At 45.3% G+C, this 22,010-nt stretch carries 16 protein-coding genes; 9 read left to right on the top strand and 7 right to left on the bottom strand.

Annotated features, from left to right (window positions below):
* The 4 genes from J4N40_RS22510 to J4N40_RS22495 all read left to right on the top strand — a co-directional run bounded on the left by J4N40_RS22510 (nucleotide 1) and on the right by J4N40_RS22495 (nucleotide 5,851).
* Nucleotides 1-1,914 carry a bifunctional diguanylate cyclase/phosphodiesterase gene (locus tag J4N40_RS22510; RefSeq protein ID WP_005383568.1) on the top strand — a complete coding sequence of 638 codons (1,914 nt, stop codon included), beginning with the start codon at nucleotides 1-3 and terminating at the stop codon, nucleotides 1,912-1,914.
* Nucleotides 1,915-1,929: 15 nt separating this feature from the next.
* Nucleotides 1,930-4,044 (top strand): type I secretion system permease/ATPase, encoded by a 2,115-nt coding sequence (locus J4N40_RS22505; protein WP_005374556.1) that lies wholly within the window; start codon nucleotides 1,930-1,932, stop codon nucleotides 4,042-4,044.
* A gap of 493 nt (nucleotides 4,045-4,537) precedes the next feature.
* Complete coding sequence (locus tag J4N40_RS22500) at nucleotides 4,538-5,131, top strand: mechanosensitive ion channel family protein (protein WP_213912031.1); 594 nt, start codon at nucleotides 4,538-4,540, stop codon at nucleotides 5,129-5,131.
* Between the two features lie 135 nt (nucleotides 5,132-5,266).
* Nucleotides 5,267-5,851, top strand: a complete 585-nt coding sequence (locus tag J4N40_RS22495) for a flavodoxin family protein (protein WP_054575572.1) — start codon at nucleotides 5,267-5,269, stop codon at nucleotides 5,849-5,851.
* A gap of 63 nt (nucleotides 5,852-5,914) precedes the next feature.
* Here J4N40_RS22495 and J4N40_RS22490 read toward each other — a convergent pair whose 3' ends face one another.
* A complete protein-coding gene (locus J4N40_RS22490) occupies nucleotides 5,915-7,540 on the bottom strand; it encodes an ABC transporter substrate-binding protein (RefSeq protein WP_005383575.1) in 1,626 nt (541 codons plus the stop codon).
* Between the two features lie 141 nt (nucleotides 7,541-7,681).
* On the opposite strand from J4N40_RS22490, the gene mpaA reads away from it, so the two are divergent.
* Nucleotides 7,682-8,392, top strand: coding sequence for a murein tripeptide amidase MpaA (gene mpaA, locus J4N40_RS22485; protein WP_005383577.1), 711 nt, complete (start codon nucleotides 7,682-7,684; stop codon nucleotides 8,390-8,392).
* 19 nt (nucleotides 8,393-8,411) lie between these two features.
* On the opposite strand, the gene J4N40_RS22480 is transcribed toward mpaA, so the two are convergent.
* On the bottom strand, nucleotides 8,412-9,263 hold the full coding sequence (locus tag J4N40_RS22480; RefSeq protein ID WP_033907250.1) for a MurR/RpiR family transcriptional regulator: 852 nt from the start codon (nucleotides 9,261-9,263) through the stop codon (nucleotides 8,412-8,414).
* Nucleotides 9,264-9,505: 242 nt separating this feature from the next.
* On the opposite strand from J4N40_RS22480, the gene murQ reads away from it, so the two are divergent.
* The 3 genes from murQ (at nucleotide 9,506) to J4N40_RS22465 (ending at nucleotide 13,095) form a co-directional block, all read left to right on the top strand.
* Nucleotides 9,506-10,408: an N-acetylmuramic acid 6-phosphate etherase gene (gene murQ / locus J4N40_RS22475; RefSeq protein WP_250654528.1), complete on the top strand. Its 903-nt coding sequence runs from the start codon at nucleotides 9,506-9,508 to the stop codon at nucleotides 10,406-10,408.
* Between the two features lie 28 nt (nucleotides 10,409-10,436).
* On the top strand, nucleotides 10,437-11,891 hold the full coding sequence (gene murP, locus J4N40_RS22470; RefSeq protein WP_005500182.1) for a PTS N-acetylmuramic acid transporter subunit IIBC: 1,455 nt from the start codon (nucleotides 10,437-10,439) through the stop codon (nucleotides 11,889-11,891).
* A gap of 148 nt (nucleotides 11,892-12,039) precedes the next feature.
* The gene (locus J4N40_RS22465; RefSeq protein ID WP_047102475.1) at nucleotides 12,040-13,095 is read left to right on the top strand and encodes a porin; all 1,056 of its coding nucleotides are present in this window, start codon (nucleotides 12,040-12,042) and stop codon (nucleotides 13,093-13,095) included.
* Nucleotides 13,096-13,303: 208 nt separating this feature from the next.
* Here the strand turns inward: J4N40_RS22465 and J4N40_RS22460 are convergent, their stop codons facing one another.
* Entirely contained in the window at nucleotides 13,304-14,215 is a 912-nt protein-coding gene (locus J4N40_RS22460) for a LysR family transcriptional regulator (RefSeq protein WP_085569464.1), read from the bottom strand.
* Nucleotides 14,216-14,303: 88 nt separating this feature from the next.
* Here J4N40_RS22460 and catC point away from each other — a divergent pair, with 88 nt between their 5' ends.
* Nucleotides 14,304-14,963, top strand: coding sequence for a type C chloramphenicol O-acetyltransferase (gene catC / locus J4N40_RS22455; RefSeq protein ID WP_021821184.1), 660 nt, complete (start codon nucleotides 14,304-14,306; stop codon nucleotides 14,961-14,963).
* 56 nt (nucleotides 14,964-15,019) lie between these two features.
* Here the strand turns inward: catC and J4N40_RS22450 are convergent, their stop codons facing one another.
* The 4 genes from J4N40_RS22450 to J4N40_RS22435 all read right to left on the bottom strand — a co-directional run bounded on the left by J4N40_RS22450 (nucleotide 15,020) and on the right by J4N40_RS22435 (nucleotide 21,283).
* On the bottom strand, nucleotides 15,020-16,699 hold the full coding sequence (locus J4N40_RS22450; RefSeq protein WP_250654527.1) for a flagellar assembly protein A: 1,680 nt from the start codon (nucleotides 16,697-16,699) through the stop codon (nucleotides 15,020-15,022).
* A 251-nt stretch (nucleotides 16,700-16,950) separates the two neighbouring features.
* Complete coding sequence (locus tag J4N40_RS22445; RefSeq protein ID WP_017821874.1) at nucleotides 16,951-18,978, bottom strand: tRNA(Met) cytidine acetyltransferase TmcA; 2,028 nt, start codon at nucleotides 18,976-18,978, stop codon at nucleotides 16,951-16,953.
* Between the two features lie 105 nt (nucleotides 18,979-19,083).
* The gene (locus J4N40_RS22440) at nucleotides 19,084-20,058 is read right to left on the bottom strand and encodes a ParB/RepB/Spo0J family partition protein (protein WP_005374504.1); all 975 of its coding nucleotides are present in this window, start codon (nucleotides 20,056-20,058) and stop codon (nucleotides 19,084-19,086) included.
* A gap of 7 nt (nucleotides 20,059-20,065) precedes the next feature.
* Nucleotides 20,066-21,283, bottom strand: coding sequence for an AAA family ATPase (locus J4N40_RS22435; RefSeq protein WP_005374503.1), 1,218 nt, complete (start codon nucleotides 21,281-21,283; stop codon nucleotides 20,066-20,068).
* Nucleotides 21,284-22,010: the final 727 nt, after the last annotated feature.

The following is a 22,010-nucleotide window of genomic DNA, read 5'->3' as shown; positions in this document are numbered from 1 at the left end:
ATGACCCTATATAAGAAGCTTGTGGTGGGGATGGTTACGGTCTTTATACTCTTGTTGGCATCAGTATTCGTAATCCAATTCAACACGACTCGAGACAGCTTGGAGCAACAGCAACGTTCAGAGGTCAACAACACTATTAACACCGTAGGTTTGGCACTGGCTCCTTACCTAAAGGACAAAGATAAAGTCGCGGTTGAGTCCGTGATTAATGCTCTGTTTGACGGCAGCACCTACTCCGTTGTTCGTCTTACAGCATTAGATTCTGACTACCAGATCGTGCGTACTTACCCAGTTAAACCAAGTACGGTGCCACAATGGTTTATCGACATGAATCTATTTAAAGCGATTCACGATAAGCGTGTTGTGACCAGTGGTTGGATGCAGCTCGCCGAAGTAGAAATCATTAGCCACCCAGGCGCAGCTTACGAGCAGCTCTGGCAAGGTTTTATTGGCTTGCTGTCTGTATTCAGTGTTATTTTTCTAGCTGGTTTAGTGGCAATTTCATACATCCTACGTCGCTCGCTAAAACCATTAACGGCCATCGTAAATAAAATGCATGAAATCGCGAATAACCAATTTGGTGAACCGCTTGCTCGTCCAAGAACCAAAGATCTTATCGCGGTGGTAGATGGCATTAACATGATGTCTGCTCAAATCGAGCTATCATTCAAAGAGCAAGCCAAAGAGGCGCAACGTCTGCGTGCTCAGGCTTACCTCGATCCTATATCTAAATTGGGTAACCGCTCATTCTACATCAACCAAATCGACCAATGGCTTGCAGAGCAAACGCAAGGGGGTATCGCGCTACTCCATGCTGAATACATTGGGGACATTTACGAGACCAAAGATTACCAACGCGCAGATGCCCACGTTAAAGAACTGTCTCAACGTTTGAAAAACACAATTGATGTACCGGGTGCCACTATTGCTCGCTTGTCTAGTGATGAGTTCGGCTTGCTTTTCCCTCATATGGATGAGAGCGAGTTACGCATTTTATCGGACAGCATCGTCAATTGTGTGAACGGCCTAAATACTGACCCAACAGGCTTAGCAAAACCTAAAGCGTCACTAGGGGTTGCACACAGCAAAGATCAGAAAACGCGCTCTGAAATCCTCTCGATGGTGGACAACGCACTATCGAAAGCCAAAGCGCAACCAGACAAGCCATACGGCTTCATTGGCAGTGATACACCTTCTAGTTTGATGGGTAAACAGCAATGGAAAGCGTTGGTTGAAGAAGCCATTCATAGTGATTGGGTTAAATTCCGTTTCCAAGCTGCGAAAAACACATGGGGTAAAGTATTCCACAACGAAGTATTTTCAAGCATCGAAAAAGATGGTGAAACGTATCGTGCGAATCAATACCTATTCGCACTAGAACAGTTAGACGCCACCAACATCTTTGACCAGTATGTCATTGAATCAATGATTAAGATGCTAGAAAGTGGTGAACTTAATGACCCAGTCGCGATTAACATCGCGCAAAGCAGCTTGTCTCAACCATCGTTTATTCGCTGGACAACTAGCATGCTGGAAAAACACGCCAAAGTGGCCTCTAAGCTACACTTTGAAATTCCAGAGGAATGCTTTATCGATCAGCCTCACCACACAGCACTGTTATGTAATGCCATTCGCCAATCAGGTGCTGAGTTCGGCGTGGATAACTACGGACGTAACTTCCAATCTTTGGAATACATCCAAGAGTTCCGCCCGAACTATGTGAAGCTCGATTACCTATTCACACACAACTTGCACGACGAAAAACAGAAATTCACGCTAACGTCGATCTCTCGTACTGCCCACAACCTTGGTATTACGACTATCGCATCGCGTATAGAAACTCAAATCCAGTTGGATTTCCTCACTGAACATTTTGTTGAGGTATTCCAAGGATTCATCGTCGACAAGGAATAAAAAGGTTTATCAACGATGAAAGACCCTTTACTGAATTCGCTCATCTACGTTAGCCGTTACTATGGGTTAGCTAACTCGCCAGAAGCGCTAGTCAACGGACTACCGCTATCTGACGGTAAACTGACCCCATTTTTGCTACCAAGAGCAGCGGAAAGGGCCGGATTGGTTGCCAAGGAAAACCGCGCAGAGCTGGAGAGCATCTCCAGCCTAATTCTGCCGGCAATCTTAGTTCTTAAAGGCGGTGACTCTTGCGTTCTCAACAGCATCAATATGGAGAAACGCGAGGCCGAAGTCACCACCCTAGAAAGTGGAATGGTGCCGATCTCTATTCCATTAGAAGACCTACTTGAGCAATACACTGGTCGGTACTTTTTAGTTAAAAAGCAATTCCGTTTCGATGAGCGCTCTCCCGAAGTGCTCAAAACCAACGAAGGCCACTGGTTCTGGTCCACCTTGTGGCAGTCAAAACGCATCTACCGTGATGTTTTAATCGCATCACTTCTCATCAACCTCTTTGCGGTTGCCGCTCCGCTATTCACTCGCTTGGTGTACGACAAAGTGGTTCCGAATCTTGCGTTTGAAACCCTATGGGTACTAGCAAGTGGCATCTTTGTCGTGTTCCTGTTCGACTTCATTCTCAAGTCGCTGAGAAATTACTTCATTGATGTGGCGGGCAAGAAGTCTGACATTCTGATTTCATCCAAACTGTTCAGCAAAGTGATGGGGATTAGAATGGAATCAAAGCCGCCTTCGGTCGGTGCCTTCGCTCGCCATTTACAAGAATTCGAATCTATTCGAGAGTTTTTTACTTCAGCGACCGTCAGTGCTCTCATTGATTTGCCTTTTGCCATTTTATTCTTAGTGATTATATGGCTAATGGCTGGCGATCTTGTGTATGTACCGATGGTGGGCGTGGTCATTTTGATTATTCATTCGCTACTGATACAAGGACCGCTGCGTCGCTCCATTGAGGAGGGTTCACGCCTAGCATCGCAAAAATATGCCAATTTGATAGAGAGCTTGGCTGGGTTAGAAACCGTAAAAATGCTCAGTGCGCAAAGCCAATTCCAATACCGCTGGGAAGAGGCAGTTGCACACATGGCGAACTGGAATATAAAAAGCCGCCGAATTACGGATAGCATTCAAAACGCGGCAGGTTTTGTGCAGCAAAGTAGTAACGTAGGGATGATCATCCTAGGCGTTTACTTAATTGCAGAAGGCGACTTAACCATGGGTGGTTTGATTGCCGCAACCATGCTTAGCGGCCGCGCGATTGGTCCTTTGGTTCAGTTATCCTTACTCTCTACGCGCTACAACCAAGCGAAGTCTTCTATGACAATTATCAATCAAGTCATGGAAATGCCGGATGAACAAGAAGAAGGTAAACGTTACATTCACCGCCCAATAGTACAAGGCAAAATTGAACTTGAACGCGTGACCTTCCACTACCCAGATTCACCGGTGGCGTCGATTCGAGATTTGAGCTTGACTATTAACCCAGGCGAAAAAGTAGCGATCATAGGCCGTATCGGTTCGGGTAAAACCACGTTAGAGCGTCTCATCATGGGTTTGTATCAGCCGACGGAAGGTCATGTTCGCATTGATGATACCGACATCGCACAGCTGCATCATGTCGACATTCGCCGTAATATTGGTTGTGTGCCGCAAGATTCGAATCTGTTCTTTGGTTCTATCCGCGACAACATTACGCTAGGTCGCCCATTAACCGATGACCGTGACGTACTAGACGCAGCGAATCGTGCCGGTGTTACTGCGTTTACGCAATCTGACCCAGCGGGCTTAGAACGCCAAGTTGGTGAAGGTGGTGCAATGCTTTCGGGTGGTCAACGTCAAGCAGTCACGATCGCTCGTGCATTTTTGGGTCGTCCTCCTGTTCTACTCATGGATGAACCAACCAGTGCAATGGATAACCGCTCAGAGATGCACATTAAGCATCAATTAGCACAGTTGAAACCTAGTGAAACGCTGATTCTGATTACGCATAAAACGTCTATGCTCGACATCGTTGATCGCGTAATTGTGATGGAAAAAGGCAGCATCATTGCAGATGGTCCTAAAGCGCAAGTGCTGAACGATTTGAAACAAGGCAAAGTGCGTGCGGTTAGCTAGCCTGAATTCACATTGATAAAAGACAAGGGCCCCGTTTAACTTGTGTTTAACGGGGCTTATTTTATTGGGAGCCCGAGATAATTAAGTTCTTCAAGCGCGACCCAAACGAGTACAAGGCCAACAATCACGAATAAAATCATAATCGCCTTTTCATCTTCTTCCATTTTTCAACGCCCTAAAAGCTATTTCAATTAATACACCTTAGGTTATCAGGACAAAAGTCATATTCAGCTCGTTTATAAGGAACTAGCGTCATAGAATGTCGGATATGGGATACAGCTCAAAGATTGCTCTCTTCAAAATCACGTCAGCTTTGATTGAATATAAGTAATGAAGCCAAAGAGTTCGTAATACTCACTAAGTCTTTGATTAACTTATATAGTACTCTGTGGAACCTCAACACAGAGACAAATGGTGTAAAGAAAAATTGTGATTACTTACAGCAAAAAATCAGCTATAAAAGCCGCTTTCTAGATATCGTCGAGATGAAGAAATGAATGATTGGATCCAATTAGAGCAAGTGAGCCAGTATTTCACTACGGGCTCCCTCAGTTACAAACTATTGATGGGCATTTTTGTCCTGATCGCGTATCGCATCCTGAAGAGGATTGTAAATAGAGCCATCCTAAATTTGGCAACAACGAAAGGTGTAAAAAAGGCTCGTTTGAGTTTTATTCAGCGCTGTTTCAATGTCGCGCTGCTATTTTTGACCGCCTCTATTTTTGCCATTATCACAGGTATTGGCTATGGCGATGTGTCTTTGTTCCTATCGTCCATTTTTGCCGTATTAGGTGTGGCGTTTATTGCGCAGTGGTCAATTCTGAGCAACATCACTGCCAGCTTTTTGATCTTTTTTGTCTTCCCGTACCGAGTGGGTGACCGAATTAAAGTCGTAGACAAAGATGAAGACATCTGCGGTGAGATTCAAGAAATCAGCATGTTTCACGTGTTAATTAAGCACGACAACGGTAACTTAATCACTTACCCAAACAACCAGATTTTGCAAAAAGCAGTGCTAAAGCTGGCGAAAAACAAGCCAGAGCCAAGTAAAGTAAAATCTCGGATTTATACTCGCAGAAAGAAATAACCCACTAAAAAGCCGATGTATCTACATCGGCTTTTTAATGCACTTCTTTTTAAGTTTTAGTGTTGACCTCAACTTAGCTTGAGGTTTTAGCCTTAGTCGCACGATTAAAAATCAACAATGAAAAAAGGAACCATTGTGTCCAAAATTGCGATTATTTATTTCTCTAAAACCGACGTTACTGGTCAGCTTGCTCGCGCGATTGCCGCAGGCGTTGAACAACAAGGCATTAAGCAGCAAGATGAATGTGAAATCCTCTCTCACCGAATTGAAGGCAGTGAGATTATTGAGGGACGTTTTGTGAACCCTAAACTAATGGATGAACTTGCTGAGTGTGATGCGATTATCTTTGGCTCACCGACCTATATGGGCGGTGTAGCAGCGCAGTTTAAAGCATTTGCCGATGCAAGCAGTGAATCTTGGTATTACCAAAAATGGGCGGGCAAAATCGCGGCTGGCTTTACCAGTGGTGGAGCAATGAATGGCGACCAATCTTGCACATTACAATATCTACAAACGCTCGCTAACCAACACGGCATGATGTGGATCGGGTTGGATAAGATCAGCAATTCTGGGGAGCAAAACCTGAATCGTTATGGTGTACAAGGTGGTATTGTTGCACAAGGTGGTGAAGGTGGTCAGTTGCATGCCTCTGATGTTGCAACGGCGGAGTATCTTGGCAAACGAATCGCAATGCTCGTGGACAAGCTCTCCGCTCGCTAACAATAAAAAGAAGCCCCGTAAGACACATCTTCGGGGCTTCGTATTTATCGCTTGTTTTGAGCGCTACTTCTTGATGTAGAGATCTTTCGAGTAAATGCGCCCTTCTACGTTGTTTTTTGCAAAGCCACCCACGGTTGGACGAACCAAACGCGCTTGCATGTAATAATAGATTGGCGCAATGGGCATATCTGCCGCCAGCAACCGTTCAGCTTGGTCGTAAAATCCTTGGCGCGCTTTCTCATCGGTTGCAGCCAATGCACTGTTCATCGCGTTGTCGTACGCTGCATTGCTGTAACGTGCAAAGTTACCCGAAGAACCTGAGCGAAGTAAGCTCAGGAAAGTAGACGCTTCATTGTAATCACCGCACCAGGAAGCACGCATCACATCGAAATTGCCTTGTTTACGCGCCACTAAGTACGACTTCCACTCTTGGTTTTCTAACTCCACGTTTGCACCGAGATTTTTTTGTAGCATCGACGCTATCGCAACCGCGATCGATTTGTTTGCCTCACTGGTGTTGTACAGCAATTTAAAATCGAGCGGCTTGTCTTTGCTGTAACCCGCTTCTTTTAACAACTGACGCGCTTTCTCGTCACGTTGTTGCTGACTCCACTTACTATACTCAGGGGGCGTCGCATCAAAACCGGCAGTGTACTGATGCGCAAAGGTATACGCAGGAAGGTTGCCCACTTGCGTGACACCATTCGTAATCACATCACGCATGATGGAGTACGACACCGCTTGACGCACTCGCGCATCATCAAATGGCGGACGAGTGGTATTGAACGCGTAGTAATACGTGCACAGTAATGGCACCACCGTGTAAGCCTGCTTGTAATCTTGTTTAAGCTTCTGCGCCATATGAGTCGGCACATCGGACGTGATATCCAACTCTCCTGCCGCATAACGATTGATCGACGCGTTTTGGTTTTCAAACGGAATGTAAGTCACTCTGTTTAGATGCGTATCTGCGCTGTCCCAGTAACTTGGACTCTTAACCAGTTCAATGCGCTCATTCACGACCCACTTATCCAATGTGAATGCACCGTTGCTAACAAATTGGTCTGGATCGCTCCACGGCTTGTCGCGGTTTTCCACTGTCGCTTGATGCACTGGCATCATGGACGTGTGCCCAGTCATAGCAACAAAGTACGGCACTTGACTGTCCAACTCAAAACGTAGGGTGTATTTATCCACTGCCTTGATACCGAGATCGTCCAAAGGCTTTTTGCCCTCTGCTACATCGGCGATGTTTTTGATCTTGGTGAGTTTGAGATACCAAACATTTGGAGAAGCGGTCTTCGGGTCCACCGCTCGGCGCAGTGAATAGACAAAATCATCCGCTGTCACAGGCTCGCCATTCGACCATTTCGCGTCTTTGCGCAAGTGAAAAGTAAAGGTTTGGTTGTCGTTGGTTTCCCATGATTCTGCCACACCGGGAATAATGTTTCCGTCACGATCTTGAATCACAAGCCCTTCAAATAAGTCACGAATCACATGCATTTCTGGCAGACCTTCGGCTTTCGCTGGGTCAAGCGTCGCCGCCTCTGCGTCATTCGCACGTACTAAATGCTGTTCTGCGGCAAGTTGAATGTCTTTAGGTAAGGTCTCCGCAGCAACTGATGTAGCAAGAAAAGGGGTGAATAAAGAGGAAATCAGCAACGCCGTTGAATGTTTTTTAAAATCCATATCGTTTTTCGTTCTCCTAACGCGTCTTGTGAAGCAAGTGCCACAATTAACATTTCAACCGTTGACGAGTTTAAACGGTTCAGTTTAGCTAGGTGTAATTAGCTTAGATATTGATACTACTTCATCAATCAGGAGATTACGGTGAGTCTAATTCCAAGAACGGAAAGAGCGGCATTTTTAATTCGGCCAACATCATACGGTCAATCCGTGCTTGGTGCGCCATTACTGTATTTTCCGGCTCAAGTCGAAAGTGCTTCGCGAGGTTTGATTTTGGCAGGCACTCACGGGGACGAGACGGCCTCGATTGCAGGTTTGTCCTGCGCGCTAAGAAGCTTGCCTGCTGAAAACTTACGACATGATGTGATTCTGTCAATGAATCCTGACGGCAACCAACTAGGCACACGCGCAAATGCAAACCAAGTGGATCTCAATCGCGCGTTTCCAACCCAAAATTGGACTGAGCATGGCACAGTGTATCGATGGAGCTCTCACACACCCGTTCGAGACGTACAGGTAAAAACTGGCACTAAAAACCAACTAGAGCCTGAAGTTAGCGCATTAATTAACTTGATTGAACTGCGCAAGCCAAAGTTTGTGGTGTCGTTTCATGAACCGCTTGCGTTTGTGGATGATCCCAAACATTCCGACCTTGCCAAATGGCTCGGCGAGCAGTTTCAGCTGCCAATCGTGGACGATGTCGACTACGAAACACCCGGCTCATTCGGCACTTGGTGTAGTGAACGTGATTTACCTTGCATCACGTTGGAGTTACCGGCAATTTCTGCCGATCTCACCATTGAAAAGCATCTATCCGCTTTTATTGCTTTACTGAGGCACGATCCGGATCTTTAGTCCACTGTTGAACAAGCGATCATGTGAGGATCTGTTTGATGTCGGTACTGATATCGCTGATCAACTGACGGGCACTGTCGTCTCTTTGTTGAACCAAGATGATAAACAGCAAATCGGTGATCACGTTTTGCGCGGTACGCGAAGCAATGGATGAGCTGCGATGTTCCGTTTCATTGGCAATCGTATCAAACGTAATATCGGCAATACCGCGCAAGCGACTTCTTCCAGGCGCAGATAACGCAATCACCTTCGCGCCCTGCTCTTTTGCCGCTTCTGCCGCAACGAGAATTTCTTTGCGCTCACCCGAAAACGAGATTGCGATCTGAACATCTTCTGGAGAGAGCGTGCGGGCAACAGCAATCTGCACGTGGCTGTCTTGTTCAGAAAGCGCCGTAATACCAAGTTTAAGCAGCTTAAAGCTTAAATCCTTCGCGGTCAGTGCAGAGCCCCCAATCCCGACCACTTGCACTCGACGCGCTTCACTCAACCATTTCACCGCTTGGTGACACGCTTCGTAAGACAGCGTATTGGTGGTTTGAAACATAGCGTCGGTTTTCGCTTTCACCAGTTTCTGTGAAATAACCGCAATGGGGTCGTCAGCCAAAATATCACTGTGCAGCGGTGTCGACTGCATCGCATGCTTACGGCCAATCTCTTCATTCAGAGCTAATTTAAACTCGCTGTAACCTTTAAAGCCGATACGCTGAGTAAATTTCACAATGCTCGATTGACTCACTTTTACTTGCGCCGCAAGTTCTTGGCTAGTGAGCAGCGCCGCCTTTTCTGCGTTTTCAACAATCCAATCGCCGACCAAACGACCACTTTGCGAAAGCTGAGTACGCCTCGCGACTATCTTATTGATAACTGACACAACAAAAACCTCAAAAAATTTAAATAAATTATTCCAAAACAAAAATAATTGGAGTTTGATTTAACTCCATGATTATTCTAACCAAGCCAGTTTATATCGGATGTAATGGACGTATATTTTCTCTCATTATTCCAAATTTCTCCTGCACAAAGAATAACCTCAAGTGTGATTTTTATCACCAAAACAGAATATTTTATTCCATAGAATCGCCCTCAGATTGAACATTACGAAGAGTGTAAAACATGAAAATTGATTTAAGCCGATTGGTGACAGAAAGCCGTAATCCAGCCAGTGCAGAGATTGATACGCTTTCGACCATCGAGATGCTGCAAGTCATTAATGAAGAGGATCAAAAAGTCGCGCTCGCGGTCAAAGCAGTGCTACCACAAATTGCAAAGACGGTTGATGCAATTACTGCAGCGTTCGCCAATGGTGGCCGTTTGGTTTACATGGGAGCTGGCACATCAGGCCGCTTAGGAATTCTTGATGCGAGCGAGTGTCCTCCTACCTACGGCACGCATCCAGATATGGTGATTGGCTTAATTGCTGGTGGACACCAAGCGATTTTGAAAGCGGTAGAAAACGCAGAAGACAACGCGAAAATGGGTCAAGACGACTTAAAAGCGCTTCACCTCACCAAACATGACGTGGTTGTAGGCATTGCAGCGAGTGGCCGTACACCTTATGTACTAGGTGGTTTGGACTACGCTAAATCCATCGGATCTACGACCGCATCTATCGCCTGTAATCCGGAATGTGCCATGGCAAAAGCGGCCGACATCGCGATTCTGCCGATAGTTGGCGCAGAGGTTGTCACTGGCTCTTCTCGCATGAAAGCCGGCACCGCACAAAAACTGGTGTTAAACATGCTCACGACAGGTGCAATGACTCGTAGCGGTAAGGTATTTGGCAACTTAATGGTGGATGTAGAGGCCACCAACGCCAAGCTCATCCAACGCCAAACCAACATTGTTGTAGAAGCAACTGGCGCATCAAAAGAAGAATCAGAGCGAGCATTAAATGCCTGCGATCGCCACTGCAAAACTGCCATCTTAATGATTTTGGCCGATTTGGATGCCGAACAAGCCAAATCACGCCTCGCCGCGCACAACGGTTTTATTCGCGCAGCACTAAATAATAACTAAATAATCCGAGTTCTGAAGGATAGACCCTATGGCAAAAATAACTTCAAACACAGTATCGCAGTTGTTGTCCGCAGTGGGTGGCAGCAGCAACGTAAGCAAATGTGGTAACTGTATGACGCGTTTGCGTTTATCGCTCGCCAACAATGGTTTGGCTGATCAGTCAGTTATCAAGCAAATTCCCGGCGTAATGGGTGTGGTGGAAAGCGATGAGCAGTTTCAGATCATTCTCGGTCCCGGAAAAGCTCAACAAGCGGCTGAGATGATGAATCAATTGATCGACAGCTTAACCTCTGGTGACAGTGAAGAACCAGATATGCCGCAACAAGATCTTTCTGCCGTCGCGGCCGAGCAAAAAAAGCAGATGAAGAGCAAACAAACCAGTGCGGTTCAGCGTTTTTTAAGCAAGTTTGCTACCATCTTTACGCCGTTGATCCCTGGTTTTATTGCCGCTGGTTTGTTGCTAGGTTTTGCGACGTTATTGGAACAGATGTTTGTTCTCGACCAGACACCAAGCCAGTTTATGCTGGATTTGATCGCCTACATGAAAGTCTTTGGTAAGGGTCTGTTTGCTTTCTTAAGTATTCTGATTGGTTACAACGCGCAGCAAGCGTTTGGCGGCTCTGGTGTTAATGGTGCCATTCTCGCCTCTTTGTTTGTGCTGGGTTACAACCCAGAGGCGACATCCGGCATTTACTCTGGCATGAACGAGTTTTTCGGCTTTGCGATTGATCCGCGCGGCAACATTATCGGCGTACTTTTGGCGGCGATCATCGGTGCGCAAGTCGAGCGTAAGGTTCGTCAATACATGCCAGATGATCTGGACATGATCTTAACGTCCGTTATCACTCTGTTGATCATGGGTGCGGTAACCTTCTTGATCATCATGCCAATCGGCGGCGAGCTGTTTAAAGGGATGTCTTGGTTGTTCCTCAACTTGAACGATAACCCATTAGGCGCTGCAATTTTGGCAGGTTTGTTCTTAATTTCTGTGGTATTTGGCATCCACCAGGGTTTTGTTCCAGTGTACTTCGCATTGATGGAAGCACAGGGCTTTAACTCGCTGTTTCCTATCCTAGCGATGGCTGGTGGCGGTCAGGTTGGCGCGTCAATGGCGCTGTATTTCAAAGCCAAAAAAGACGCTCTACTGCGTACTCAAGTTAAAGGCGCTATTATTCCTGGCCTTCTAGGTATTGGCGAACCATTGATTTACGGCGTGACATTACCACGTGTAAAACCATTCGTTACCGCTTGTATTGGTGGTGCTGCGGGCGGCTTCTTTATCGGCTTAGTTTCTTACCTTGGCTTACCAGTTGGTCTTAATACGGTGTTTGGCCCGTCCGGTATCGTGGCGATTCCTCTCATGACATCTGAAAATGGCATCTTCCCGGGCATGATGGTGTTTGTTGCCGGCCTGCTTATCTCTTACATCGTCGGCTTCCTCGCGACTTACTTCTTTGGCTGCAAAGACGTCGATTTAAGCTAAATCATTCTTCCCCTATAGGAATGGACTAGCTCGCGCCCTTGGCAAACAAGGGCGCACCCTCTCTCTACTTCACGACAATTTTTCTTATTCCGTTACTCGGAAGGGGCTTTGTCGTACCTAAAACAATAGAAATGAAAGGTCGTTAATCATGAAAAAGCACATTTTGACTCTACTTCTCCCTACATTGATGGCATCAAACGCAATGGCAGCGCAGCTGTATCAAGCGGAAGATGGGTCAGTTTTAAATATTTACTCTCGTCTTGGTTTCAATGTCACCAGTAAAAATGACGAGCACGGCGATGCAAATGGCGAGTTTGATGGCCGTATTGGTTTAAACGGTTCACAAACCATCAACGAGTACGCGTCGATCATCGGCCAAGCGCAATACCAAGTGGGTGCAGCTGAATACGCAAACCAAGTAAACGACAAACCGTCTCTGACCGCACGTTATGTATGGGCGGGGATTGATGCGAAAGATTATGGTCGTATTACTGCTGGTCGCGTGGCATCTGGATTGATTATGTTTACCGATATTGGTGATGTGTTCGCCTCTTCCGATGTTTCTATGGCGCGCCAAGCGAATAAAGTCGACAAAACCGCGACGCAAGTTTTCCGTCAAGATGGCACGCTGCAATACCAAAACAACCTAGGTAATTTCGATTTTTCTGTCGCGTACATTTTAGGAAACAACACTTCTGAGCTCGACTACGGTTACAACACTGCACTGCGTTATACGCTAGACATGGGAAATTTGGGTACCTTGGCACCAGTGGTGGCGATGCAGAAGAATAAAGGTGATGCACGTGAAAGCAACGACACCGATTACACATTCTGGGGCGCAGGTACGCGTTACTACCTAGGTGATTTGATGTTGGGTGCGTTGTACTCGGAAGATGAACTAGAGGGCTATTACTCACAAACCAGTACCGACAAAGTGATGGAACTAACGGCGGTTTACAGTGTAAATGACAAATGGGTACTGCGTGCTGGTTATCGTTCTTTAGAAAACAGTGATGGTGACGAGCTAGAGCTGAAAGATACAACGCTAGAAGTGCAATACAAACTGACGCCTCGTTCTTCTATCTACACAAACTACGTTGATCGTAACGGCTCGCGTGGCTACAGCAATGGACAAGAAGTCTCGTTTGGCGGTGCGCACGCAGACGAAAGCTACTACCACTTAGGTCTACGTTACGAGCTGTAAGCACGATACTTAATGTAAGTTAGCTGAATCCATGAGCTTCTTCTGTGTCCGGTCAGTAGTTATTGCCTTTAATGCTGATTTGAAGAAGCTCACCCTCGTAATATGTTTTCTTCGTTACCTGTTTTGACCAACACGCCTGCATCAGGAAAACTGGTGACAGTGTTTTCGCATTCCTTTGCTTCCTCAATTGTTGCTAAGTTTGTTGTCGCTATTCGCCGACAGAATATATGTTCCTAAAGTGTTCGATGAACGCTCGCGTTCTTCTTGGTAAGTGCTCACGTTTTGGGTAAAGCAGATAAAGCGGCAAAATCGCATCCGTTTGCCATTCTGGCAGCAAACTCACGAGTTGTTCTTTTTGTGCAGGGTCGAGTTTAGCCAGTGCAAATTCATCTAACATGGCTACACCACAGCCAGTCAAAGTAGCATCCAACATGGACTGGACAAGATTAAAACTCAGCGTACTTTCTAACTCAATGCTGCACTGCTGTTGAGTTTGCTTATGCGTAAACGTCCACTTGTCTAACACCAAGTCACGACTTTTATAAAGGATGTGCTCTAAGTCACCAAGCTCCTCTGGCGTACTTACATTTGGTTTATCAGCTAAATACGAGCGATGAGCGATCGGTTTACAGTGTAAAGTGCGTAGCTGATGGCCGACGTATCCCTCTGGGGGAGTATCGGTAAAGTAGAATGCGATATCAAACCCAGCCTCAATCAAGTCGAGAGGTGTCTCTGTGAAGATCACTTCAACACTCACTTGTGGATGTTGCAATCGAAACTCGATCAATGTTTGGCTGAGTAACGCAGCTCCGAAAGAAGCGGACGCCGCTATTCTCAATTTTCCCGATACGATCTCGTTTGCCATGACTTGCTCATTGATCTGCTCAGCGCCTTCGAGCAGTTGCTTTACCTGCTGATAAAACCGCAAACCATCGTAGGTCAAATTAAACTGGCGCGTAGTTCGCTGAATAAGCTGCACCGACAATATGTCTTCAAGCTGTTTAAGTTGCCGACTTACATGCGCATTCGAACAATTCAGTCGCTTTGCTGCACCAGCAATACTTCGTTCCTCACACAAAGCGACGTAAAGTGGTACGTAGCTGAGCCATTTTATTTCCATACAGTAATTCTGAATCTCTAAAATCAAACTACTGGAAATAATAGAAAGCCTCTAAACTCTGTACAACCTAAATTTGAAAGGATGAGTTATGAGTGTTTTCGACACGTGGTTAAAAGGTCAAGTCATTAAAGATCACATCACTAATCCCAATATCATCGTTGGCGATTACAGCTATTACTCGGGCTTCTATCATCAAAAAAGCTTCGAAGAGCAAGCGGTACGCTACTTGTTGGGTGACCCCGTCACACTTCAAGAATGGCAAAGTAGAGAACCCGATAGCATCGACAAATTAATCATTGGCAAGTTTTGTTCCATCGCTTCTGGAGCCACCTTCATGATGGCAGGAAACCAAGGTCATCGCATTGACTGGATTTCGACCTTCCCCTTCTCTCCTGAAGAATTTGGAGAAGGCGTACAAGACGGTTTCGAGCGTGCCGGAGATACAGTGGTGGGGAACGATGTTTGGATTGGCAGTGAGGCGATGATCATGCCCGGAGTAAACATCGGCGATGGAGCCGTCATCGGAGCACGCGCCGTAGTGACGAAAGACGTGCAACCTTATTCGGTGGTGGTTGGAAACAACCAAGTCGTACGTCAACGATTTAGCGATAAAGAGATTGAGACTCTACTCAATATCCAATGGTGGAACTGGCCAATAGAACACATTAAACAAGCAATGAAAGTAATGTGTAGCAGCCAAGTCGGTGCGCTTGCGGACTACTATCAAGAGCACATTGTCGATTTGTAGATAAACAAAAGCCCACACATCTTGTTGCGACGTGTGGGCTCAATGAGTAAGAAAGCTTAAACCGCAGCGACGTCCTCTTCTTCCAAGTTCGCCGAGACTTTAATTTCGTATTGATTGAAACGGAACGAACAACCGCCATGAGTGCGCTTTGTCGTTACTTGTTCGTCGCCAAACTGCACCGTCACGCGTGTGAAGACACGCTCTTTGGCTTCGACAATATTTTCTTCTAACGCGACTTCAAAGTCATGTTCCGTTTGTTCTAGCTTTTGCTTTATCGCTTCAAGCTGCTCGTTGTTTTGTGTTTTCATCACGTCAATCTGAGCTTGTTCTTCGTCGGTACGTTCGGCTTTAGGACGTTTCTTAAATTCGAGCTCTTTACGAATCACATCCATCGTTCCTTCTTGAGCGCGTTTGTATTGATCTTTGAGCTCTGCTAATCGCTCCTTAAATGCAGAATAGCGCGCAAACGCTTCTACCTTTGTGGCGGTGTCGCCTTCTACGCCCAATTGTAAGCACACCACTTTGCCACCGACTTTTGCATCTCCGCCGCTGAGCGTACCGTTCCTACCGTTCGCATCCAGCACCGTCAGATTGCGCCGACAAACAATATCGTTATTCATACTGTGCACCGCCAACTCAATATCTTCGCCGGCTTGCAAATCACAATATTGGGCGTAGCTGGCACGAATCGAACCTTTGGCTTTGACGTGACAACTCTTTGGCTGGCCATCACTCACGGTGTGGCCAATGATCCCTTTACCAACTTGAATGTCGTCTTGCGCTTGTACTTCAGCCGATTCAATGAAGCCGCCTACAGTAATAGAGCCCGTCGCTTTAACAATCATTCCGGATTCGATGTTGCCACCGATAATCACATTCCCTTTGAATTTCACGTGACCTGTATTCACGCCAACGCTATTGAGACAGAGTGCGTTATCAACTTCAATGGTTTTGTCTTTAATTAGAGGCGTACCGGATACCGATGCAATCAATAGGTTTGGGTCGTGCTTGCTTATCTCGGTGCCCTTGCCTGGCTTCATTGGGCTGTCTTTTCCAGCTTGTGGAGGAATCACTCGCCCTTGAACAGTAAAACCTGGCGTACCTTTGGTCGCAGGCGTGCGGCGCATCACCTCATCGCCTACGTCAACCGCGATAGTTTCACCGAGGTTACGTAAATCAATTTTGTCGCTAGCAGATTGGCCGTCTTTGGGTTTGAGGATGCGTTTGGTGATGTCTTTAACGAGAGGAGTAAAAAGAGCGTCTTTGCCTTTGATAGGTTGCTTACCAACCGCTACAGGTTGAGAAAAAGTTTCGCCGGGTTTGAGCTGAGTGCTGACAACCAACACTTTCTTCAAAGCCAGTTTGTTGATGCCTTTCGAAACTCGCGCTTGAGCAAGGGCTTGAACAATCTCGGGGCCATGTAAACCTCGGCCTCCGTACGCACCGACAACGTTCATACTGGCGAGCATGTCATTATTCGATAATTCGACCTCAACTTGCGCGTTGCGTTTTTCCGCAATGACGATGCCTTCGTAAGCTTCGGCTTTACGTTCTTTGGCGCAGTTAATGAACCTAACGACTTCCCCCTCAACAACAAACATCCTTTCAGCGTTCATTGCGACGAGCTGCTCGTTTAATTCATTTTGATTTAGCTCACCACCGAGGTCCACTTCTCCCGGAAGACGGGCTATCACCTTGGTCTTATCTTCAGATAACTCAAGACACAGCTTCCACATACCCTTACCACTTTGCTTCCCATCAACACTTTCAGTCTAACCAAATCCGTTTTCTGAACAAACCTCGCATTTCTTATTATAGGGCTCACGTCACTAAAGAAAGTAATCCATCAATAACGGTTAAACAGCATATTAAGAGAAAACTCGATTTAACCTAAAGCTCAATCAAAATACACGCTGAAACAAAAAGGAGCTGGATTTACAGTGTAAAATCAGCTCCCAATAATTTCATTTACAGTGTAAATTTCCCTTTATTGTTTACAGTGTAAATCGCTCCAAATGTGTCTTACTTCGTCCCTTAACTGCTGCTCAACTTGCCTTCTTCCAGGTAAACCAAATTGCTGAGCACATTCAGTCCAACTACGGTTAAGAAAAAGCTTACTAATCATCAAGTCGGAAACAGAGTTCAAACCTAAATTAAGTAACCACTGTTGAAGCCACACAGACACAGACTCATAACTGTTACCACCATCAGCATAACATTCAATTAGTAATAACTTAGCGGGATGAAGTGGACTCATTCCCAAAGGTTGCGGCAATAGAGCTCGAAAAATAGGGGCTTCTAATTTTGGATAGACGTCAGCCACATTGTTAGACAACATTTCTTCAAATAGCGCCTGAGATTGGTCGACCCAAGCCGTCTGTTGGGAATCACAAGGTTTGACCATCAAGACTGAATAACAACCGCTAGCAGCATCGCGCATTGACCCTAAGCGAATTGTACGGAAGTTCGATTGTCGCCAGAAATAGAGCAACTCTTCCGTCGCACCAAAACTCGTGGATAAGTAGGCAATGTGTTTAGCAGCCATTTGCTCAAGTTGCTGCAGAATTTTTTGACCAATGCCTTTGCCTTGCAATGCTGGATGAACCGCAATTCTCATGACTCGCAGCGTCGATAGATTCGCGACATTCGGGAATCCTAGGTGGTTTGCAATCGTAATTGGGGCTAAGTGTCCTTTAGGACGACGCTTACCAAGCTGGATTTCTTCAATCAATTCATCGTCAAGGCCCCCCTCTTCGACCGCTAATATCACCCCCACAACCGCATTATCTTGCTTAGCAAAATAGAGCTGACTGTTGTCGTCTTGCAAAAGGTGAATCAAATCATTCGGCGAGGTCTGATAATGAGCATTCACCAAAAGAGCGAAGCACTCACGCAGCAAACTAGGCTGCGATATCAAATTGTTCTTATCGGCTTTAGAAAGGGAAATTGAGTCGACCTGTTTAAGTTGATGGTGCGTTAACTCCGCATCCAACAAAAACGCGTCATAGAGCCATGATTCAAGCGCATCATTCATGCTCCAGCGGATGGGCTGTGTCATGTGCCATGTTTTCATTCCCGAACGCTGTTTCTGAAGCCAATCAACAAATTTAATCGTAAAGCCCCGGCCACAACCTTCATAACCATGAACAGTCGTAGAAAAAACGAGTCGATGATAATGTTCGGTAATGCTTTTGAGCATAGGAACTGGAATTGCAGCCGCTTCATCGACAAGTAACAAATCACATTCAGGTCTGCTCGATAGAAGTTCGTCAGGAGCAATGAATTGAATGGCTCCCTGCCCTGATTCTAATCTGTCCTTCTTAATGCGCTGTGCGTTAGGGAGTAAACGTAAAGCATGTTGGTAAACAGGCTCAACGGCTTTTATAGATGGTGCCGTAATTAAGATTCTAAGTGGCTTCTGCTGTAATAAGTTCGCACACGCAATGCCGAGGGCACTTGTTTTTCCGCGCCCACGATCAGCGGTCAAAATTAACGGTCGCTTTCGATGTCCTGTCACCACCTTTTCAATTAGAGAAATGGCATGTTCTTGTTCCGTGTAGTGGCTTTCTTTTTCTGCTTGCTTGATGTCTGGAGCCGTTGGCAATGGTTTGTCTTGCTCAATAACAACGAGCTTCTCCCACTGTTTGTGCATCCATTGCTGAGCAAAATTCGCATTTTGTCGCAGCTCAGTAATGACAATAAGAAAACCACCGCCAACCAATGAGCCAAGCGCGGCGGTAAAACTATTGGCGTCAAAGCCATTTCGAGCATCAAACAATAGAACGTCACACTCTCTGCCTAGCAACATGTGTCCTTGTTTAGACGAAACACTGGATACGTTTTTCAAACCAAAATCACCAACAGAAAACCAACGTTGATGGCGCTGCGTTTTATGGAACTCTGACATCAACGCATTTTGCCAAGAAGCCTCGCCTTGAATGACAACACCAATCCTTTGGAAAGATTGGTGAGCTTGATGTTGAAGTGATGAAAGGAAATCAGATTGTGTCTGCATTTTGTCTATCCAACGTTGAACTGACGTAATGGTATCACATCTTTAATTTGACGCTTCTCAGATATAAAAAAACCGCCCGGAGGCGGTTGATTCAATCATCATTTGTTATTGCAGTTTGGTTTGTACAAACGCAAGAATCTCTTCCATTAAGCTGTCGTCAACTTTCTTCAAGTTCAACGCCAGGCTGCTACCTTTTCGGCTATAGCTTGCTCGACCTTTAACTAAGTCGACTTTTTCCGTCTTCTTACCAGGTTTTGCTGGTGCAAGTTCAGTAATCCAATTTTCGATGCTTTCCGTGACTTCTTTTGTCAGACGAGCAACGCCTTGAGCTGTGCTTCGCTGCCATAAAAACCCTTCGCTAGAGCGACATTTATCTAACAGCTCTTGCTGCTGCTCTGGCGTTAGCGTTGAAAACTGTTTGTGCAGTTTCACGATTGTTGGGCGACCGAGATCGCCAACATTCGGATACGCTTGAAGCAGTTCTAACGGTAATGCTGCGGCTTTTAAAGCGCCACTTACCAACGCTTCACTGCACTGGAACATTTTTGCCAATGCTTTCTGATCCTCAGCTTCACCACTATCAAGCTTAGCCTGCATCTCTTTACCTTTTTCGTATAAAGAGAGCGGTTTGTGAGCATTTGCCACATCAGACAAAAACTTAGCATGGTCAGTATTGATGTTGTCAGCAACATAAACCAAAAAATCTTGTTCAGCGAGGATACAAGACATGCGACGACGGCTACCATCTAAAACTTCAATCTTGCCATCTTCAGTTCTACGACCCACCGCTGGATATTGTTGGCCACGCTCTTTGAGTGTGACTAAAACATCAGATAAAGCATGTTCGTTTAAGAACGATTGCTCACGAGCGTTATCAACAAATACTGTTGTTTCTGTCGCAACTTTATTTGCAGGAATACGCACAAGTTCAAACTGAACAATATTTTCACCTGCAACTGCTAGTTCAATCGTTTGAGCTTTCTCTTTTGCCGCAGTTTGCGCCTCTTGCGGAGTCACAACACGACGCTTATTCGTTTTGCCAAATAATTTCGCGTTTAATTCAGACGTTTTCAAAGCCATTTACTTATTACCCCTGATTCAATGACGGCCAATTAGAGTGCAGCACACGCTCTAATTCCAGTGCGCTTTTATGAACAGCGTCTTGCGCGGTAGCTAGTGTCTTCTTACCGCCTTCAAAATCGCTTACTGTCAGATCAAATACTGTGCTGTAGGTATCGGCACAGGTTTCAAACGCACGGCTACGAGGAATAGTAGCCATCATAACTTGGTCACCTAGAAGATAGTTCATTTCAGTTAAAACAGAAACTTGCTTCTTATTGTCGTCCTCAAACATGGTTGGCATCAAGCGAACAAACTCAAGACCATTCCAGTCCTCCGGGAACATTTCATATACCGTAGGCAAATGCTGGAAGAAGTTTACTGTTGAAGCCCAGTCCAGACGCTTAGCCGCACAAGGAATGAGCAAGGCATTTGATGCATACATCGCATTCCATACTAATGGGTCAACGTGTGGACCGGTATCAATCATAATGATATCGAAGTCATCAGCAATTTTATCAATCAGTTGCTCTTTCAGCAGACGGACGATATCGAGTGATGGGTCTTCAGATAGCGTTTGCCATGCTTCCGCATTAAACATCGCGTCTTCTGGAAACGCTGAAATCGACTTTAAGTTCGGATATTGCGTTGGCAGCAATACGTTTTTACGTAAAAATTCACTGTCAATTTCCACACCATCAGGCACGTTACCCAACATAATGTCTACCGCAGAATAGATATTATCATGCTCTGCCATGCTGATTTGCGGGTTGAGGAATAAACGTAGCGAGCCTTGTGGGTCTAAGTCGATTAAACAAATACGGTATCGTTTATCCAAATTTAGCGCTAAACATGCCGCTAAATGAACCGCGGTCATTGATTTACCTGTACCGCCCTTTTGGTTCTGCACATTAATAATCCAAGGTTTGTTACCTGAATTCTTTTTACGCTCATGAAATTTAGGCACTTCAGCCGCATCCATGAGCATGTGTGCTTCTTCTAACGTAATTGAATAATGATTCGCGTTGTTTTTAGTAAATTGATGCCCAGCGGCTTCCATTTTACCAATCGCGTCGTCGAGCTTACGGCGAGTTAGACCAGAACGGGTTTCCATCATCGCTTTCGACATTGGTGGGAAGTAGTTATCGCTTCGCTCTTCTAAAACAATTTCAATACGGTCAGCTTGAACCTGCTGAGTCAGCTCCGCTAACTCAAGAAGGTTTTCAATCGTTTTTTCTCTTTTCATGCCAAATTCCGTTGGAAGGATTTATAACTGCAATTGTACAGCAGTAAGGACCAAAAACAACAAAAAGGTGCACGAACATTTTGAATTACCATCACATAAAAAAACACCCAAATCGACGCTTTTATGATTTATGGTCAAAAAGATAACTATTTTTAATCAAATAATCTTCTCATAAGTGGACACCTAAACTTAAAAATAAAAAGTGTTACAGCGTCACTCATTTACAATGTAAATCAATTTTCTACCGGAACGATTATAATCTTAAGCTAAATTACGGATTATGTTAGACCAACCTAATTTAAACGAAAAATAGTAAGTAATATCGGAACAATAAAGACCTGAACACCTTGATCATGTCTCCGAGCAAAATAGGGCAGTTCCAGCGAAACATCTATGGAAGTATGATCAAGGTATACTTATGATCATGCTTCCGTGTTAATAAACAAATCCGAAAGCATGATCATGGAAAAATTGAGCAGAGTACGGTGTAAACACGCAAATAAAATAAGATCCATTAGTCGGAAATATGATCAAGCCTTAGAATCTCTCGGAAGCATGAGTTTTCTTCTCTGATTTACGGTTGAGTGCAGACAGAATGGGGGATTGAGCAGAAATTGACGGTATAGAAGCCGGAACAATGAAATTGCTCAAGTTGCTATGATAAATCACACTCTCATGATCATGCTTCCTGTAAATAAGCAGAGACTAGGATTTACTTCTAAATATG

Origin of the sequence: Vibrio sp. SCSIO 43097 (assembly GCF_023650755.1) — a bacterium.
GTDB classification, from domain to species: domain Bacteria; phylum Pseudomonadota; class Gammaproteobacteria; order Enterobacterales; family Vibrionaceae; genus Vibrio; species Vibrio alginolyticus.
This window is presented reverse-complemented; position numbering and strand designations above follow the sequence as displayed.